Source organism: Paracoccus yibinensis (assembly GCF_030846195.1).
Lineage (GTDB): Bacteria > Pseudomonadota > Alphaproteobacteria > Rhodobacterales > Rhodobacteraceae > Paracoccus > Paracoccus yibinensis.
The window spans coordinates 560516-578198 of sequence record NZ_JAVCWH010000002.1; the positions used below are offsets into that span (position 1 = coordinate 560516).

Here is a 17683-nt window from a genome sequence, read left to right on the forward strand (position 1 = left end):
AAGGCGGGTTACATCTGGGACGATCAGGAAAGGAATTCCCATGGCAGGACAACCGACCTTCGACGCCCGCGAACAGGTCACGGGCAGCGACCTTGGCACCCTTCCGGCATGGGATCTGAGCGATCTCTATCCCGCGCCGGATTCGGTCGAACTGACCGCCGACATCGCCCTGCTGGAAACCGAGGCCAGGGAATTCGCGTCCCGCTATCAGGGCAAGCTGGCCAGCCTGTCGCCCTCTGAGATGCTGGCCTGCATCGAGGCCTATCAGAAGATCGACATCACCGCAGGCCGCATCATGTCCTATGCGGGGCTGCGTTATTACCAGAACACCACGGATGCCGCGCGCGCCAAGATGCTGGGCGACCTGCAGGGGCGGATCACCGACATTACCACGCCGCTGGTCTTCTTCAGCCTGGAATTCAACCGCATCCCTGACGAAACCTATCAGGCGGTCTTTGCCGCCGCGGACGGTCCTGCGCGCTACAAGCCCGTCTTCGACCGGATGCGCGCCATGCGGCCCCACCAGTTGTCGGACGAACTGGAACAGTTCCTGCACGACAACTCGGTCGTGGGCGCCGCTGCCTGGAACCGGCTGTTTGATGAAACCACCGCCGCGCTGGAATTCGATGTCGAGGGCGAGACCCTGGGCCTGGAAGCCACGCTGAACCTGCTGACCGACCACGACCGCGCGCGGCGCGAAGCCGCTGCCCGCGCCCTGGCGGAGGTTTTCGGCAAGAACGTCAAGCTGTTTGCCCGCATCCACAACACGCTGACCAAGGAAAAGGCCATCGAGGACAAGTGGCGCAAGATGCCCACGCCGCAATATGGCCGCCACCTGTCGAACCATGTCGAACCCGAGGTGGTCGAGGCGCTGCGCAACGCCGTCACCGCCGCCTATCCGCGCCTGTCGCACCGCTACTATGCGCTGAAGGCCAAGTGGCTGGGGTTGGACAAGCTGCAAGTCTGGGACCGCAATGCGCCGCTGCCCACGGCTTCGGACAAGGTGATCGGCTGGGACGAGGCGCGGCGAACCGTGCTGGACGCCTATGCAGGCTTTTCGCCCCGGTTGGCGGATCTGGCGCAGCCGTTCTTCGACAAGGGCTGGATCGACGCCGCCGTGACGCCCGGCAAGGCGCCCGGCGCCTTTGCCCATCCGACCGTGACCACCGTGCATCCCTATGTGCTGCTGAACTATCTGGGCAAGCCGCGCGACGTGATGACCCTGGCGCACGAACTGGGCCACGGCGTCCACCAGCGCCTGGCCGCAGGCCAGGGCGAGTTGCTGGCATCGACCCCGCTGACCCTGGCGGAAACGGCATCCGTCTTCGGCGAGATGCTGACCTTCCGCGCCCTGCTGGCGAAAACCACCGATCCTGTCCAGAAAAAGGCCCTGCTGGCCGGCAAGGTCGAGGACATGATCAACACGGTCGTCCGCCAGATCGCCTTTTATGATTTCGAATGCAGGCTGCACGCGGCGCGGGCCGAGGGCGAGTTGACCCCAGACGACATCAATGCGCTGTGGATGTCGGTCCAGCACGAAAGCCTTGGCCCGGTGTTCGAGTTCATGCCGGGATACGAGACCTTCTGGACCTATGTTCCGCATTTCGTGCATTCGCCCTTCTACGTCTATGCCTATGCCTTCGGGGACGGATTGGTGAACGCGCTATACGCGGCCTATGAAGGCGGGCTGCCGGATTTCCAGGGCAAGTATTTCGACCTGTTGGCAGCCGGCGGATCGAAGCACCACAAGGACCTGCTGGCCCCCTTCGGGCTGGACGCGTCCGACCCGAAGTTCTGGGACAAGGGCCTGTCGATGATCGAAGGCTTCATCGACGAGCTTGAGGCATTGGAGGCATAGGGGGCTGCCGCCCCCATCCGCTGCGCGGATCCCCCGCGGATATTTTTACACAGAAGATGGTGGCCATGCTGAAACGGATACTTGCAGCGGTGGCGGTGCTGGTCGTGCTGGGGGCGGCGGCGTTCTTCGCCTTTGCGCCGGGCTATGTCGAACGGGCGCTGAACCCCCTGCGGATGCCCGACGGCGGCTGGCCTGTCAGCCCCGAGGCGCAGGCCCTGCATGACCGCCTGGTGATCGGCGACTGGCATTCAGACGCGCTCTTGTGGGACCGCGACATCCTGGACCGGGCCGATCGCGGCCATACCGACGTGCCCCGCCTGGCCGAAGGCAATGTCGCGGTTCAGGTCTTTACCACGGTGACGAAAAGCCCGCGCGGCCAGAACTATGACCAGAACAGCACTGACGCCCCCGACAACATCACGCCGCTGTTCATGGGCCAATTGCGCCCGGTGCGGTCGTGGTTCTCGCTGCGCGAACGCGCCCTGGTGCAGGCCGAGGCGCTGAACCGCGCGATCAAGGAGGCGCCCGACCGCCTGACGCTGATCCGCACGCGGGCCGATCTGCAGGCCGTTCTGGATGCGCGTGCCAGCGGGCAGCCCGTGCTGGGGGCGATCCTTGGGTCCGAGGGCGGCCATCCACTGGAGGGAGACATCGCCAACCTGGACGTGCTGCATGACGCAGGCTTCCGGCTGATGGGTCTGACGCATTTCTTCGACAACGAACTGGGCGGCAGCCTGCATGGGGAAGGCGGCAGCGGCGCGGGCCTGTCGGATTTCGGACGCCAGGTGGTGGAGGGGATGATCGAACGGGGCATGGTGATCGACCTGGCCCATGCCTCGCCCCTGATGGTGCAGGACGTGCTGGCGGTCCCGGATGCGCGGCCCATCCTGTCCCATACCGGCATCCGCAGCCATTGCGGCAGTGCGCGGAACCTGGATGACGACCTGGTCCGCCAGATCGCGGCCAAAGGAGGCGTGATCGGCATCGGCTTCTGGGCCGACGTGGTCTGCGGCGGCACCCCCGCCCATGTCGCGGAAAGCATCGTCGCGGCCATCCGCCTGGTGGGCGAGGATCACGTTTCGCTGGGATCCGACTATGACGGCTCTGTCGGTGTGCCCTTTGACGCGGCGCATCTGGCGGCGCTGACGCAGGCGCTGCTGGACGAGGGCCTGTCCGAAGGCCAGATCACCAAGGTCATGGGCGGCAACATGATCCGATACCTGTCTGAAACTTTGCCCGAGGGCTGAGCCATGAAGCGCACCACCCTGCTGCATTCCGAACTGTCCGGGCTGATTGCCGCCATGGGGCACGGCGACCTGCTGATCATAGGCGATGCCGGATTGCCGGTTCCGCCAGGCGTGCGCTGCATCGACTTGGCCGTGACGCGCGGCGTGCCCCGTTTCTTCGACGTTTTGGATGCCGTTCTGGCGGAACTGGTGGTGGAACGTTCCGCCTGGGCCGGCGAGGCATCGGCAGAACTGGATGCCGAATTGCGGGCGCGCGCCTTGGGCGAAGGCCGGACCCTGGCGCATGACGCCTTCAAGGTCCTGACCCGCGACGCCCGCGCCATCGTGCGCACCGGGGAATTCACGCCCTATGCCAATGTCGCGCTGTGGTCGGGCGTGGCGTTCTGACGCTGCGGAACCTGTCCTGCAAAATCGCGTTCGGTCGCAGATCATGGCAAAGGAGTGTAACGAATGCAGAAGACCTTTATCGGCCTTGGCGCCATTCTTGCGATGCTGACTTTGGCCGGGTGCCAGACCGCCCAGGGCTTTGGCCAGGACGTTTCGACCGCAGGGCAGGTGATCCAGCAGGAAAGCGCCGAGGCGATGTGACCGGATCAAAGGCGGCCTTTCGGGGCCGCCTTTGCGCTTATCGGGTCGAGGGGTGCTGTTTCGCCGTGGCCCGTATCCTGTCAGCGATCGGCCAGGTCTAGCCGATCTCTTTCGAGCGGTTGGGCCGCAGATAAACCCAGTTCAGCAGCGCGGCAGGCACGCCCAGGGCCAGGCCGATGACCGCGCCCCAGATGAAGGTAGCCACGGTGAAATAGCCCATCGCCAGCCCGGCAATCACCACCGCCCCGGCGATCGAGGCGACCCAGATATGGATCAGGAACATTCGAAGATGCATGATCATGCTCCGATGGAATGTCCCGGTGAAACGAACGGGCAGCGACGGCGGTTCCAGTTCAGGAGGATGCAATGCGACTGATGTTTCTTGCGGCCCTGCTGCTGCCCCTGCCTGCGGCGGCCTTTACCGCGCAGAACGGCATGACGGCGGTGCAGACCGCCCCGTCCGAGATCACCGTCATCCACGAGGTCCGGCGCGGCGACACCGATTACTGGTGCGCGGCGGGCGATTTTGCGCAGCGCGCCTTGGGTTTGCCGGGAAACACACGGCTTTGGCGCGCCTCGCCCAGGCCGCGGCGGGCGGGGGACGGGATCGTCTTCACGCTGGATCCGGCAAAGGCGGCCCCCGGCGCGGGGTTGTCGCAGTTCGGCAGCGGCCCGCGCGATGGGTCTATCCCGGTCAGCATGGCGGTCGGCAGCTTTTGCCGGGTGATCGTGCCCTATTGGGACTGACCGGGCGAGGCCCTGTCCCAGGAACCCTGGCTTTGGCCAGGGCTGCCGAACCGCCCCGGCAGACGGCGGCGCTAGGCGATCTGCCGCGCCACAGCCCAGGTGACGGGCAGCGCGAGGACCGCGCCGCTGGCCGCCGCCATCAGGATGGACTTCCAGTCATAGAACCCCATCGCCAGCACGGCCACCACACCGATCCCCGCGAGCGAGGTCATGACGATCGACAACAAAAGCATGAAAAGACGGGCCATCGTGATCTCCGAACATGGTTCGGGTGAGGGATGGCACGATTCGGGCAGATGCGCCTTGATCGGGATCAGATTGGCAGGGTTGATCAGTCGTAGGGTGCGTGCTTGCACGCACCATTGGCAAGGGTGGAGGTAGTGCGTGCAGGCACGCGCCCTACGGTTTATTAACCTGCCTGTGCGATGACAAAGCATGTCGCGCTATCTTCGCCCTCGCCTGCCAGGCGTTCCGATCTTCTTCACCGTTGCCTTGGCGCAGCGTGGCAGTCGGCTGCTGGTGGAGCAGGTCGAAGGTTTGCGCGACGCGGTGAGGGTGACGCGGGTGGAGCGGCCTTTCGGGATAGACGCCTGGGTGGTCTTGCCGGATCACCTGCATTGCGTCTGGCGCTTGCCCGAGGGGGATTGCGATTATTCAACAAGGTGGCGGTTAATCAAAGCGCGGTTCTCTTGCGGCTTGCCGGTGGGGCAATTGCGTGACAGTCATGTGGTGCGGAAGGAGCGCGGCATATGGCAGCGGCGGTTCTACGAACATCATATTCGCAATGAAGAGGATTACGCCGCGCATATGCGGTATTGTTGGTGGAACCCGGTAAAGCATGGGTTGGTGGAACGGCCCGAAGATTGGCTGTATTCGTCGTTTCACCGCGACAAGGCCGCCGCAAAGGTGGCGTAGGGTGCGTGTTTACACGCACCGTTGCCCAAGTGGTAAGGTCGGAGTGGTGCGTGCAAGCACGCACCCTACGCTTGCTACTTAATATCTGCTGCTGCAAGGCTCTTGAGCATATCACCTGTAAACGCTTGGCCTTTAAGAACATCCCTAGACACATCTGGATCTGGAAGCGCCGCCTGCACGATAGCAGCCAAGCGTTCGTTCCACACATCGTCAGCCCCAACATACAATCGCTCAAATGCCTTTTCTGCGGTTTTGCAGTCAAACTTTTTATGTTGATCCAAGCACACTCTCCACGTGGAACACAAGATATGCCAACGCAGCTTAGAGTATTTTGGGTCAAATCTTCTGTTTGATATTAGAATCCTTAGCCGATAGTTGGCAAAGCAGGACAAGTACGCCAACTCATCACCAACTCCAGCCTTGAAGATTTCACTACGCATTTCTCCCGTGAGTCGACTTACGAACCGGCTTGCCAAATCTGGCCTTTGTAGCCGTGTTGAGGCAATTGCGCGCGCCAATTCCCTAACATCCACAATCCGAGCTTGCGGAATGCCTTCTGCACGTTATTGCCCTCGGCGGCGCTCGAAAACTATTTTATTTTGTTGCTCAGAACCTCGTGCTACAAAATACTCTTCAAGCGCACGCAAAGACTCCATAGTTGAAGCAAATTGCTCGTCCTCTACCTTAGACTGCCGATTGGTAGCGCGAACAATATCCTCCACCGTCTCCGCGTCACTGCTTTCAATAAACTTCACCATCAGACTTACCGTCTCATCCACAACAGACTCATTGCTCAACAAGACGTTAGAAGTTTGGCAGCCGTTTACAATTTGGTAGTTTCCAATAAAAATTTCTTGACCCGCTGGTCTTACACTTTCGGCAACTATTGTAACACCGTTGTTCATTAAACCAAAACGGCTCTTACGCAGCTCACTTTTCAGGGTTTCAGAGATTTCACTGTTCACCTCCTCACTTTCGCCTAAGAAGTCGCGCACATTCATCTCGAACAGCTTCTTGCGCTTAGTACCATCATCATTCTTCAATACTCTTTCAATGAAAGACTTTGCACTTACCGTAGCAACATAGGCGCTTTTCACGTTGGGAGCAGCAGGGAATGGAGAATAGTTGAAAACTGGGAGAGTCGCCTCATCCGCAGCGCCACATGCTAGCCACCATTCATGTAGAACTTCACGAGGTACTTTCCGGAATTCAGCTTCACGAAAGAATCCAGTTCCCGCAAGCTGTTTGTGTCCAACAATCACTGCAGCATTTATCTCCGCCGCCTCAGTATCGGGCGCTGCAGATACAAAGAATGCATTGGCAGTAGGGCGTCCCCCTTTGACTTTCTTGATATTAGAGAATATCGCCTTGAACAGTTTCTTGAAATCCTGAAGGTAGTCAGACAGTGGCTGGGCCGGTTGCTCGCTCAGCAAATCAACAATCGCAGCTGAGAACGTATCTATCTCCTTCTTAGACCATGACTCGGAAGTTTTAACTTGTGTAAACACAACCTCAAAGTCCAGCTCCCTCTTCCCAGCAGCTAGTATTTCGACAAGCTCCTCCTCACTGAGAACAAGGCGCCCATCGACATACAACATTGCGCCGTCAATTCCTGGATCCGGTCCCTCATAGACAAGCTCAGCAGGTTTAACCTCATCGTCTGAAAATCTGTTATTTATGCAACAATTTGCAAAAGCTTCGAATGATTTCGTAGATCCTTTTTCAAAGGCAAACTCATCACAGAAAGCATCAAAGTACGATGTTGTCACCAAATGCATTTTCTCACTCCATCTTCAACGCCTGAATAAACGCCGTCTGCGGGATCTCCACCTTCCCGAACTGGCGCATCTTCTTCTTCCCGGCCTTCTGCTTCTCCAGCAGCTTCTTTTTCCGCGTCGCATCCCCGCCATAGCACTTGGCGGTCACGTCCTTGCGCATGGCCGACAGCGTTTCGCGCGCGATGACCCGCGCGCCGATGGCCGCCTGGATCGGGATCTTGAACATGTGCCGGGGGATCAGTTCCTTCAGCTTTTCCACCATGACGCGGCCGCGCGCCTCGGCGCGGTCGCGGTGGACCATGATGGACAGGGCGTCCACGGGCTCGTCGTTCACCAGGATCGACATCTTGACCAGGAAATCCTCGCGGTATTCGCTGATCTGGTAGTCGAAGCTGGCATAGCCCTTGGTCACGGATTTCAGGCGGTCGTAGAAGTCGAAGACGACCTCGGCCAGGGGCAGGTCATAGACGACCATGGCGCGGCTGCCCGCATAGGTCAGGTCCAGCTGGATGCCGCGGCGGTCCTGGCACAGCTTCAGCACGTCACCCAGGTATTCGTCGGGGACCATGATCGTGGCCTTGATGCGCGGCTCCTCGATATGGTCCACATGGGTCAGGTCGGGCATGTCGGCGGGGTTGTGCAGGTCGCGGACTTCCCCGTCGCGCATGTGCAGCTTGAAGACCACCGACGGCGCGGTGGTAATCAGGTCCAGGTCGTATTCGCGTTCCAGCCGGTCGCGGATCACCTCCAGGTGCAGCAGCCCCAGGAAACCGCAGCGGAAGCCGAAGCCAAGCGCGGCCGAGGTCTCCATCTCATAGCTGAAGGAAGCGTCGTTCAGGGCCAGCTTCTCGATGGCGTCGCGCAGGGCCTCGAAGTCGTTGGCGTCGACGGGGAACAACCCGCAGAAGACGACCGGCTGGGCGGGCTTGAAGCCCGGCAAGGCCACGTCGGCGCCCTTCTTTTCATGCGTGATGGTGTCGCCCACGCGGGTGTCGCGGACCTGCTTGATGGATGCGGTGAAGACGCCGATCTCGCCCGGTCCCAGTTCGGCAATGTCCACCATCTGCGGGGTCAGGACGGCCAGCTTGTCGATGCCGTAAACCGCGCCGGTCTGCATCATCTTCACGCGGTCGCCCTTGCGGATCACCCCGTCCATCACGCGGATCATCACCACGACGCCCAGATAGGCGTCATACCACGAATCCACCAGCATCGCCGTGAGCGGCGCGTCGCGGTCCCCCTTGGGCGCAGGCAGGCGCGTGACGATGGCTTCCAGCACGTCCGGGATGCCAAGGCCGGTCTTCGCGGAAATCGGGATCGCGTCCGAGGCGTCGATGCCGATCACTTCCTCGATGTTTTCCTTGACCCGGTCCGGCTCGGCGGCGGGCAGGTCGATCTTGTTCAGGACCGGCACGATCTCGTGCCCCGCGTCGATGGCCTGATAGACATTGGCCAGCGTCTGCGCCTCGACCCCCTGGGAGGCGTCCACGACCAGCAGGCTGCCTTCGACCGCGCGCATGGACCGGCTGACCTCATAGGCGAAGTCCACATGGCCCGGCGTGTCGATCAGGTTCAGCACATAGGTCTGCCCGTCCTTTGCCGGATAGCTGATGCGGACGGTGTTGGCCTTGATGGTGATGCCGCGTTCCCGCTCGATATCCATGCTGTCCAGAAGCTGGGCCTTCATGTCGCGTTCGGCGACAGTGCCCGTCAGCTGGATCAGCCGGTCGGCCAGGGTGGATTTGCCGTGGTCGATATGGGCCACGATGGAGAAATTGCGGATCAGGGAAAGCTCGGTCATGGCCGGGCTATACAAGGGCTTTGGCCCTGCGGGAAGGGGATTTTGCAGCCCTTACACTGCGGTCAGACGCGCCCGCCGCAGCCGCGCCTCGCGCCACATGGCATAGATGCCCGCGCCGGCAATCAGCGCGGCCCCCAGCAGCGTCGCGGCGTCGGGCCGTTCGCCAAAGATCGCAACCGCCAGCAGCATCGCGAACAGCAGCCGCGAATAGCGGAAGGGGGCGATCACCGAGATTTCGGCCAAGCGGGTGGCGACGACCATGGTGATGTAGCCCAGAAGGCCAAAGCCCAGCGTCGCGGCCAGCAGCGCCCCCTGCCCTGCCGTCGGCAGGATCGCCTGCTGGCCGCCAATGGCGATCAGGACCAGGCCCGCGACCCCCATCGACCCGAAGGCCCCGGCGGACAGCAGGCCCGACCCCACCTCGGGCGGCAGGCGGCGCGTGACCAGGTCGCGCACGGCCAGGGTCATCACGGCGATGATCGCCAGGACCGAACTGAACTCGAAGGCGGCGGTCCCGGGCTTGACGATCAGCAACACGCCCGCAAAGCCCACCGCGATGGACAGCCAGCGGCGCCAGCCGACCTGTTCGCCCAGGAAAAGCGCCGCGCCCAGCGTCATCAGGAGCGGCTGCGCCTGCAGGATGGCCGAGGCGATGGACAGATCGCCGGTGGCAAGCGCGGTGACGAAGGTGATGGCGCAGACGCCTTCGCACAGGTTGCGCAGGGCGACCTGGGGGCGCAGCAGGTTGCGCAGGCGCAGGCCTTCGGGGCCTATGGCGATCCACAGGCCAAAGACCGCCATGCCGGCAAAGCCGATCACCGCCAGAAGCTGGCCCGTGGGAACCGCGCCCGACAGGCCCTTCAGAAGCGCGTCCTCGCAGGCGAAGGCGGCCATGGCCAGGACCATCAGCAAGGCGGCGCGCAGGTTATGCACGACCATCCTCCAGCCTGGCGATCAGAGCTGGCAGAGCCGTGATGGTATCCAGCCGGTGCGCGCGGGGGTGATCGGGCGCATCGGCATGTTCGATGGCCCAGGTCATCGCGTGCGGGATGAAGACGCCATGCCCGCCCAGTTCCACGACTGGCAGCACGTCGCTTTTCATGGAGTTGCCGACCATCACGAAGCGGTCCGGCGCGACATCGGCGCGAAACAGCACGCGGGAATAGGTTTCCGAGGACTTGTCGGCCAGGATCTCGATCGCGTCGAAGCGGTCTGCCAGGCCCGATGCGGCGATCTTGCGTTCCTGGTCGATCAGGTCGCCTTTGGTGATAAGGATCAGCCGCCGATCCGCCAGGGCATCCAGGGCTTCCGCGACGCCGGGCAGCAGATCGACCGGATGGGCCAGCATTTCCTGCCCCAGTTCCAGGATGCGCCCTATGGCGTGGCCGTCGATGCGCCCGTCGGTCAGTTCGATCGCGGTCTGGACCATCGACAGCATGAAGCCCTTGATGCCGAAGCCGTAACGCGCAAGGTTCGCGCGTTCCACGTCCAGCAGGCGGCTGGCGATGTCGGCGCCGTCCGCATATTCGCCCAGCAGGGCCACGAATTCACCCTCGGTCACGCGGAAGAAGGTCTCGTTTTCCCACAGGGTATCGTCGGCATCCAGCCCGATCGCGTCGATCATCGCATTCCTCATGCCTTGCCCTTGCCGCCTTGCAGGATCATGCTGCACCCGACTTGTCAAACCCCCGAAGGAGGACAGCCATGACCTTCACCGTCCCCGACATGACCTGCGGCCATTGCAAGGCCGCCGTCGAGACCGCCATCGCCCAGGCGGGCGGCCGCGCCACCGTCGATCTTGCGCAAAAGACCGTCACCGTCGAGGGCCTGGACCAGGACCGCGCGGCCCAGGCGATTCGCGACGCGGGATACGAGGTTTCGCAGGCAACCTCTTGACGGCGCGCATGAACCCTGCGGCACACCGCCTGATTGAGCGGGCAGCCCGTTCCTGATAGCATCACCCCTGGATGGGCATCGAAGACCGGGACAACCGGCCCCGCCAAACAACGTGAAACCGAGGAGACAGTCCATGCTCAACCGCATCGTCATTGCGGCCGCGGCCATCATGATGACCGCCCCCCTGGCCGTGGCAGGCCCCATCGACAGCGCCTGCGTCCGGTCCGAACGCGCCCGCGGCAACGCGCCCCTGTGCGGCTGCATCCAGCAGGTCGCGAACCAGACGCTGTCGCGGTCCGATCAGCGCCGCGCGGCGTCCTTCTTTCGCGACCCGCACGAGGCGCAAGAGGTCCGCATGTCGAAAAGCGACCGCGACAACGCCTTCTGGGCGCGCTACAAGCGGTTCGCCAGCCAGGCCGAGGCCTATTGCCGGTAAGCCCCGTTGCGCATCACCGTCCTGACCGGCGCGGGGATTTCCGCCGAAAGCGGCCTTGCAACCTTTCGCGCCAGCGACGGACTGTGGGAAAGCCACCGGATCGAGGATGTGGCGACGCCCGAAGGCTTTGCCGCCGATCCGGCGCTTGTTCACCGCTTCTACAACATGCGCCGCGCGAATGCCGCCGGGGCACGGCCCAATGCGGCGCATCTGGCCCTGGCTGATCTGGCGCGGCGGCATGACCTTACGCTGGTGACGCAGAATGTCGATGACCTGCACGAACGGGCAGGCAGCCCGGAGGTGATCCACATGCACGGCGCGCTGACCGGCGCGCTTTGCGCGGCCTGCGGCCATCGCTGGCCCGCGCCGATGGTGATGCAGCGCGAAGACCCCTGCCCCGCCTGTGCCCGCCCCGCGACCCGGCCCGACATCGTGTGGTTCGGGGAGATGCCCTATCACATGGAACGGATCTGGGCGGCCCTGGAAGACGCCGACCTGTTCGCGGCCATCGGCACATCGGGCAATGTCTATCCGGCAGCGGGCTTCGCCCAGCACGCCCGGCGATGCGGCCTCGAATGCCTGGAACTGAACTTGGACACCAGCGCGAACGCGCGCGACTTCCACCGCCGCATCACCGGACCTGCCAGCCGGACGGTGCCCGAATGGGTGGCTTCGCTGTCCTGACCCCTTGCTTCATGACATCCTTGTGAGCTAAAGGCAGCCCTGCCTCGGTTCCGGGTTGATCCCCGGTTAAAAGGGAACGCGGTGCAAATCCGCGACTGCCCCCGCAACTGTCAGCGGAGAGCGAGGCCGGATTGACGCCACTGGTCCCGCCCGCGGGATTGGGAAGGCCCGGCCAAGCTGTGACCCGCAAGTCAGGAGACCTGCCGAACGCGATCACCCTGACGGCGTGCGAGGGGCGCGCCGGAAACGGAAACTTCCGTCGTGGTGGTGTCGCTGTCCGGTGGGTTCATCCCCCTGGACGAACCGCATCGCGCCCGGTTTCGCCGGGTTTCTGGAAGGACGTCCTTCGTGACCGCACGATTTCTGACCTTGACCGCCGTTCTTGCACTGACGACCGCCCTGCCCGCCACGGCACAAGAGACAGCGCCGAACGCCTTTGTCCTGGACGACATCACCCTGACCGCCAACCGCGAACCTATCGAACTCAGCCGGTCGGGCAGTTCCGTATCCGTATTGACCAGCGAGGATCTGGAAAACCGTGCGGGCCAACCGCTGTCGCGCAGCCTTACGCACCTGCCCGGCGTCACCATGCGGCAGACCGGGCCGCTGGGCGCCACGGGATCGCTGCAACTGCGCGGGGCGCCCGCCCAGTATCTGCCGATCGTGATCGACGGGATCGAGGTGTCCGATCCCGCCGCGGGCCAGCCCTATTACGACATCGGCGGGCAGATCGGCCAGACCATCGGCCGGGCTGAGTTGCTGCGCGGGGCGCAATCGGCGCTTTACGGTTCGCGCGCCGTGGCAGGCGTCCTGTCCCTGCAATCGCTGCGCCCCGACCAGGACGGCCTGCGCCACCATTTCGGGATCGAGGCCGGCAGCTACAACACGCTTGCCGCAAACTATGGCGCCACCTTGCGCCGGAACGGCACCGACCTGGCCTTCCAGGCCAGTCATGTCCGCAGCGACGGTTTTTCGGCCAAGGACGAAAGCGACGGCAATTTCGAAGACGACGGATACGAGGCGACGCGCCTGTCCTTCTATTCCGCGCATGAATTGCAGAACGGCGCGGTGATCGGCTTCAACGGTTTCTGGGAAGACAGCACGACCGACTTCGACGATTTCAACGGCGATGTCGCCGGCACGCCGGGCGACGACTACACCGACCGGGAAAGCTATGGCCTTCGGGGATTTGCCAGCTTCACGACCGGGCCGGTCGATCACGATATCGCCTTGACCCGTTACCGTATAGACCGTCTCAGTTCATCGGATGGATGGGAAGACACCTTTGTCGGCACGCGCACCAAGCTGTCCTGGCAAGGTGGGGCCGACCTGGATGCCCGAACCCGCATCGTCTTCGGCGCCGATACCGAGAAAGAGGAAGCCCAGGGCAACGGCGATGCGCGCATCAGCGGCGTTTTCGTGGAAACCACGACGGCCCTAAACGACAGCATCGACGTCAGCACATCCCTGCGCCGCGACGATCACTCTCGGTTCGGGGGGTTTACGTCGGGCCGGGTCGCCGCCGTCTATCGCGCCGATGACAGCCTGCTGTTCAGGGCGGCGCTTGGCAACGGCTTCCGCGCCCCGTCTCTTTACGAGCTTTTCAGCATCTATGGCGACAGCACCCTGGAACGCGAGGAAAGCCGCACATACGAGGTCGGCGTCGAAAAGCAGTGGGGCGACAGCCATATCCGTGCCACGGCTTTCTGGATGAAGGCGGAAAACCTGATCGGCTTCGATTTCGATTCGACCAGATGTGAATCGGCCCAGGCGCCCGGCGGCTGGCCAGGCTGTTACGCGCAGGTGGACGGCACCGCCCGCCGCCGGGGGGTCGAGATCGACGGCCGCTATGCCTTCGGCACGGACCAGGCGCTGACTGCCAGCTATACCTTTATCGACAACCAAACGGATGCGGAATGGGCCAAGGTGCCCGAACGCGTCCTGAACCTGGGGGCCGAGACGACCTTCGCAACCGGCACCACCGCAGGAGTCGAATTGCAGCATGTCGCCGGGCGGTCAGGCGATCTTGACGATTTCACCACTGTCGATCTGCTGGTCAGCCATCCGCTGCGCGACAATGCCACCGCCTATCTGCGCCTGGAAAACGTCTTCGACGAGGATTACCAGTGGGTCGAAGGCTACGGCACCTCGGGTCGGGCGGTTTATGCAGGGCTGCGTGCGTCGTTCTAGGGCCGTCCTGGCGGCGGTCCTGATAGCCGCCGCAGCCTTGCCCGCGCTTGCGGCACCGCAGCGCGTGGTGTCGATGAACCTGTGCATCGACCAGTTGGCGATGATGCTGGCCGCGCCGGGGCAACTGGTCTCGGTCAGCGGTCTGGCACGGGATCCGCGCCTGTCGCCCATGGCAGAACAGGCCGCGGCCCTCACCCCGAATACCGGGCGGGCCGAGGAAATTTATCTGCTGCGCCCCGATCTGGTGATCGCGGGCACCTATACGCCGCAAGCCACGCTGGCGATGCTGCGCCGCCTGGGGCTGCGCGTCGAGATCCTGCCCCCGGCCGAGGATTTCGACGCCATCCGCGCCCAGATCACCCGGATGGGCGCCCTGCTGGAAAGGCAGGTCGCCGCGCGCGACCTGCTGGCGCGCTTTGACGCGGATCTGGCGGCGGCACGTGTTCCGTCCGGGCGGGGCCGGGCGGCGCTGTATTATGCCAACGGCTTCACCTCGGGAGGCGACACCTTGGCGGGTTCGATCCTCAAGGCGGCAGGCTACGACAACATCGCAGCGGATTACGGCATCTCGGCCACAACCCACCTGCCGATGGAAGTGCTGGTCATGGCCCGGCCGGACCGCCTGATCACCGGCGCGACATGGCCCGGCCAGTCGCAGGGCGAGGCGATCCTGGACCATCCCGCGCTTGCCGGCATCGCCCCGACAAGCAGGCAGGTCACCGACCGCAACTGGATCTGCGGCACGCCGTTCGTCACGCGTGCCATCCGGTCCTTGCGATGAAGGGATGGCCCGTCACCCTGTCGGTGCTTGCCGGGGCGTTGCTTGTGGCATCCCTGCTGACAGGCCCGGCTGGCCTGCCGCCGGCGGATGCTCTGATCGCGCTGGCTTTCGGGGGTGACGGACCGATGCCCATCGTCATGCGGGAAATCCGCCTGCCCCGCGCGATCCTGGGGCTTGTCATTGGGGCGGGCCTGGGCCTGACCGGGGCCGCGCTGCAAGGCTATCTGCGCAATCCGCTGGCCGAGCCGGGACTGATCGGCATCTCCGGCATGGCCGCCCTGGGCGCCGTGATCGCGATCCAGACCGGGCTGTCGTTGGTGGCGATGTCGGCGCTGCCCCTGGCTGCCATGGCCGGGGCGGCGGTCGGGGTGGCATTGCTGGTGGCCTTGGCGGGTCCGCGCGGCGGGTCCGTGACGCTGATCCTGGCAGGGGTCGCCATCTCGGCCCTGGCGGGCGCGGGCACCGCCCTTGTGCTGAACCTGTCGCCCAATCCCTATGCCGCGAACGAGATCGTCTTCTGGCTGATGGGATCGCTTGCCGACAAGTCCATGCTGCATGTCTGGCTGGCGCTGCCGCCCATGATGCTGGGCGCCGCGCTGATCCTGTCGGCCCGCCGCGCCCTCGACGCGCTGACGCTGGGCGAGGCTGCCGCCCAGACCTTGGGCATATCGGGAACCGCGCTGCGCTGGCACCTGATCGCGGGGACCGCCCTGATCGTCGGACCGGCGACGGCGGTGGCGGGCGCCATCGGCTTCGTGGGGCTGGTGATCCCGCATATCCTGCGCCCCCTGGTGGGCGCGCGTCCGTCCGCCCTGCTGCCCGCTTCGGCCCTGGGCGGGGCGGCGCTGCTGCTTGCGGCCGACGTTGCGGTGCGGTTGATCGTGCCCGACCGCGACCTGAAACTGGGGGTGCTGACCGCCATCGTCGGCGCGCCCCTGTTCCTGCACCTGATCTGGAAAACCCGCAGCGGGGGGCGCGTCTGATGGTCCTGCGGCTGTCCGGCCTTTCCGTCACCCGCCGCCGCCGACCGGTGCTGCACGGCGTCAACCTGACGGTTTGTGGCGGCGAATTCGTGGGAGTGATCGGTCCCAACGGCGCGGGCAAGTCGTCCCTGATGGAGGCTGCGCTTGGTCTGATCCCCTTCACCGGCGCCTCGACCCTGGCCGCGATGCCCGCCGACAGGCGCGCGCGTCATGCGGCCTATCTGCCGCAGTCGCGCGAAATCGCCTGGCCCGTCAGTGTGGAAGATCTGGTGGCCCTGGGACGCATCCCCTGGCCCGGCGGGGGGCGCAGCGACGAAGACCGCGCAGCCATCGACGCCGCCATCGCCCGCATGGGGCTGGAGGCGTTTCGCAAGCGCACCGCCCTTCGGCTGTCGGGGGGCGAACAGAACCGCGCCCTGATCGCACGGGCGCTTGCGCAGGACACGCCCATGCTGATCGCGGACGAACCCATCGCCGGCCTTGACCCGGCGCAGCAGCTGACCTGCCTGCGCCTGTTCCGCGACCTCGCATCGGAAGGGCGGACGGTGCTGGCATCAATCCACGACCTGGGGCTTGCGGCGCGGTTCTGCACGCGGCTGGTGCTGCTGTCCGGTGGGCATGTTCTGGCAGACGGTCCCGCCGATGCAGTGTTGGGCGACGACCTGCTGCGCCGCGCCTTCGGCATCACCGCGCGCCGCGTGGAAACCCCCGACGGTCCGGCGATCCTGCCGGTCTAGGCCATCGCCGCCAGAACCTCATCCGTCAGGGCCGCGATCTCGTTTCGCGCGGGACCGCTGTTGGCACGCTCCAGGGCGGCTGTCCCCTGGCCCAGCGTCTCGGCATAAAGCACCCGGTTGGCGACCTGCGTTTCCGCCACATCCGCCCCCAGGTCGGCGGCCTTCTGGGCGACCTCGGCCGACAGCCGCGTATTGGGACGCACCCGGTTCATCACCACCAGCACCGGCGCCTTTTCGCGCCTCGCCAGATCCAGCACCCCTTCGGTCGCCCACAGATCGACATGGCTCGTGGCGACCGGCACCAGCACCAGGTCGGCCACCCGCAGCGCCGGGCGCAGGTCGCTGTCGATCTTGGGCGGCGTGTCGATGATCACGAAATCGAACCGCTTCTTGAGCTTTTCGGATTCATAGCTGGCCCCCCAGGCGGACGAGGTGGAGAAATCCATCGCCTCATCCTCGCCCCGCGTCTGCATCCGTTCGATGAACCAGCGGCCCAGGCTGCCCTGCGGATCGGTGTCGATCAGGGCCACGGAATGGCCCCGGCCATGCAGGCTGACAGCCAGGTTGACAGCCAGCGTCGTCTTGCCCGATCCACCCTTCTGCTGCGCGACCGTGATGATCCTGCCTGCCATCGCCCTCTCCTGCCCTCGGGGTTGACGGAAGGTTAGCGGTCAGGCGCTGCCATTGCACGGGTTATTTCGCAGTCGCAGCATCGGTGTCGAAGACCGCTTGCACTTCGTACATCACCGGCTCGAAACTCTTGCACATGCTGTTGATGTCGCGGTTCCTGCGCCGCATCTCGTCGCTGCGCAGCATGGCTTGGTAATCATTGCGATCGCGCCATTGCGAATAGGTCGCGATGCGGGTCTGCGCGTCGTTCAGATGAATCGCCCCCGACACGAAGCCCGGCTGGCGGCGGATCACCTGGTCCCAGGCCTCGGTCAGCAGATCCAGCACGTCATGGGCACTGCCGGGCGTCACCTCGAAGGTGGTGATGACGGTCTGTCCATCGAAATCGGGGCGGATGTCGGGCATGGCTGGC

General features: G+C 64.3%; 22 protein-coding genes and 1 riboswitch. Of the genes, 13 read left to right on the forward strand and 9 right to left on the reverse strand.

What is annotated here, in order from left to right:
- Positions 1-40: 40 nt before the first annotated feature.
- The 4 genes from RAH32_RS06365 to RAH32_RS06380 all read left to right on the forward strand — a co-directional run bounded on the left by RAH32_RS06365 (position 41) and on the right by RAH32_RS06380 (position 3693).
- Positions 41-1858, forward strand: a complete 1818-nt coding sequence (locus tag RAH32_RS06365) for a M3 family oligoendopeptidase (RefSeq protein WP_306606210.1) — start codon at positions 41-43, stop codon at positions 1856-1858.
- A gap of 56 nt (positions 1859-1914) precedes the next feature.
- Positions 1915-3105, forward strand: coding sequence for a dipeptidase (locus tag RAH32_RS06370; RefSeq protein ID WP_306606212.1), 1191 nt, complete (start codon positions 1915-1917; stop codon positions 3103-3105).
- A 3-nt stretch (positions 3106-3108) separates the two neighbouring features.
- A complete protein-coding gene (rbsD, locus tag RAH32_RS06375; RefSeq protein ID WP_306606214.1) occupies positions 3109-3492 on the forward strand; it encodes a D-ribose pyranase in 384 nt (127 codons plus the stop codon).
- Positions 3493-3555: 63 nt separating this feature from the next.
- Positions 3556-3693, forward strand: a complete 138-nt coding sequence (locus RAH32_RS06380; RefSeq protein ID WP_306606216.1) for an entericidin EcnAB — start codon at positions 3556-3558, stop codon at positions 3691-3693.
- 97 nt (positions 3694-3790) lie between these two features.
- Here the strand turns inward: RAH32_RS06380 and RAH32_RS06385 are convergent, their stop codons facing one another.
- The gene (locus RAH32_RS06385; RefSeq protein ID WP_306606219.1) at positions 3791-3988 is read right to left on the reverse strand and encodes a hypothetical protein; all 198 of its coding nucleotides are present in this window, start codon (positions 3986-3988) and stop codon (positions 3791-3793) included.
- Positions 3989-4059: 71 nt separating this feature from the next.
- Between RAH32_RS06385 and RAH32_RS06390 the strand changes: the two genes are divergently transcribed.
- Positions 4060-4440: a hypothetical protein gene (locus RAH32_RS06390; RefSeq protein WP_306606220.1), complete on the forward strand. Its 381-nt coding sequence runs from the start codon at positions 4060-4062 to the stop codon at positions 4438-4440.
- A gap of 71 nt (positions 4441-4511) precedes the next feature.
- On the opposite strand, the gene RAH32_RS06395 is transcribed toward RAH32_RS06390, so the two are convergent.
- Positions 4512-4688 (reverse strand): hypothetical protein, encoded by a 177-nt coding sequence (locus RAH32_RS06395; RefSeq protein WP_306606222.1) that lies wholly within the window; start codon positions 4686-4688, stop codon positions 4512-4514.
- Positions 4689-4875: 187 nt separating this feature from the next.
- Between RAH32_RS06395 and RAH32_RS06400 the strand changes: the two genes are divergently transcribed.
- A complete protein-coding gene (locus RAH32_RS06400; protein ID WP_306606224.1) occupies positions 4876-5355 on the forward strand; it encodes an REP-associated tyrosine transposase in 480 nt (159 codons plus the stop codon).
- Positions 5356-5429: 74 nt separating this feature from the next.
- On the opposite strand, the gene RAH32_RS06405 is transcribed toward RAH32_RS06400, so the two are convergent.
- The 5 genes from RAH32_RS06405 to RAH32_RS06425 all read right to left on the reverse strand — a co-directional run bounded on the left by RAH32_RS06405 (position 5430) and on the right by RAH32_RS06425 (position 10558).
- Positions 5430-5636, reverse strand: coding sequence for a hypothetical protein (locus RAH32_RS06405; protein ID WP_306606226.1), 207 nt, complete (start codon positions 5634-5636; stop codon positions 5430-5432).
- 282 nt (positions 5637-5918) lie between these two features.
- On the reverse strand, positions 5919-7133 hold the full coding sequence (locus RAH32_RS06410) for an AIPR family protein (protein ID WP_306606228.1): 1215 nt from the start codon (positions 7131-7133) through the stop codon (positions 5919-5921).
- A gap of 4 nt (positions 7134-7137) precedes the next feature.
- Positions 7138-8934, reverse strand: a complete 1797-nt coding sequence (gene lepA / locus RAH32_RS06415) for a translation elongation factor 4 (RefSeq protein ID WP_306606230.1) — start codon at positions 8932-8934, stop codon at positions 7138-7140.
- A 51-nt stretch (positions 8935-8985) separates the two neighbouring features.
- A complete protein-coding gene (locus RAH32_RS06420; RefSeq protein ID WP_306606232.1) occupies positions 8986-9873 on the reverse strand; it encodes a DMT family transporter in 888 nt (295 codons plus the stop codon).
- Positions 9860-10558 (reverse strand): HAD family hydrolase, encoded by a 699-nt coding sequence (locus RAH32_RS06425; RefSeq protein ID WP_306606234.1) that lies wholly within the window; start codon positions 10556-10558, stop codon positions 9860-9862. The genes RAH32_RS06420 and RAH32_RS06425 overlap by 14 nt, the downstream gene beginning before the upstream one ends.
- Positions 10559-10638: 80 nt before the next feature.
- Between RAH32_RS06425 and RAH32_RS06430 the strand changes: the two genes are divergently transcribed.
- The 7 genes from RAH32_RS06430 (at position 10639) to RAH32_RS06460 (ending at position 16641) form a co-directional block, all read left to right on the forward strand.
- Positions 10639-10830, forward strand: a complete 192-nt coding sequence (locus tag RAH32_RS06430) for a heavy-metal-associated domain-containing protein (protein ID WP_306606236.1) — start codon at positions 10639-10641, stop codon at positions 10828-10830.
- A 133-nt stretch (positions 10831-10963) separates the two neighbouring features.
- Positions 10964-11266: a hypothetical protein gene (locus RAH32_RS06435; protein ID WP_306606238.1), complete on the forward strand. Its 303-nt coding sequence runs from the start codon at positions 10964-10966 to the stop codon at positions 11264-11266.
- 6 nt (positions 11267-11272) lie between these two features.
- On the forward strand, positions 11273-11950 hold the full coding sequence (locus RAH32_RS06440) for an NAD-dependent deacylase (RefSeq protein WP_306606240.1): 678 nt from the start codon (positions 11273-11275) through the stop codon (positions 11948-11950).
- Positions 11951-11978: 28 nt separating this feature from the next.
- A riboswitch (cobalamin riboswitch) is annotated at positions 11979-12172 on the forward strand.
- A 126-nt stretch (positions 12173-12298) separates the two neighbouring features.
- The gene (locus tag RAH32_RS06445; protein WP_306606242.1) at positions 12299-14140 is read left to right on the forward strand and encodes a TonB-dependent receptor plug domain-containing protein; all 1842 of its coding nucleotides are present in this window, start codon (positions 12299-12301) and stop codon (positions 14138-14140) included.
- A complete protein-coding gene (locus RAH32_RS06450) occupies positions 14127-14921 on the forward strand; it encodes an ABC transporter substrate-binding protein (RefSeq protein ID WP_306606244.1) in 795 nt (264 codons plus the stop codon). Before RAH32_RS06445 ends, RAH32_RS06450 begins: the two co-directional genes overlap by 14 nt.
- Complete coding sequence (locus tag RAH32_RS06455) at positions 14918-15904, forward strand: FecCD family ABC transporter permease (protein WP_306606246.1); 987 nt, start codon at positions 14918-14920, stop codon at positions 15902-15904. Before RAH32_RS06450 ends, RAH32_RS06455 begins: the two co-directional genes overlap by 4 nt.
- Complete coding sequence (locus RAH32_RS06460; RefSeq protein WP_306606574.1) at positions 15901-16641, forward strand: ABC transporter ATP-binding protein; 741 nt, start codon at positions 15901-15903, stop codon at positions 16639-16641. The genes RAH32_RS06455 and RAH32_RS06460 overlap by 4 nt, the downstream gene beginning before the upstream one ends.
- Here RAH32_RS06460 and parA read toward each other — a convergent pair.
- The gene (parA, locus tag RAH32_RS06465; protein ID WP_306606248.1) at positions 16638-17273 is read right to left on the reverse strand and encodes a ParA family partition ATPase; all 636 of its coding nucleotides are present in this window, start codon (positions 17271-17273) and stop codon (positions 16638-16640) included. The two genes, RAH32_RS06460 and parA, sit on opposite strands and share 4 nt — an antisense overlap.
- A gap of 61 nt (positions 17274-17334) precedes the next feature.
- Entirely contained in the window at positions 17335-17676 is a 342-nt protein-coding gene (locus RAH32_RS06470; protein ID WP_306606250.1) for an antibiotic biosynthesis monooxygenase family protein, read from the reverse strand.
- Positions 17677-17683 lie beyond the last annotated feature (7 nt).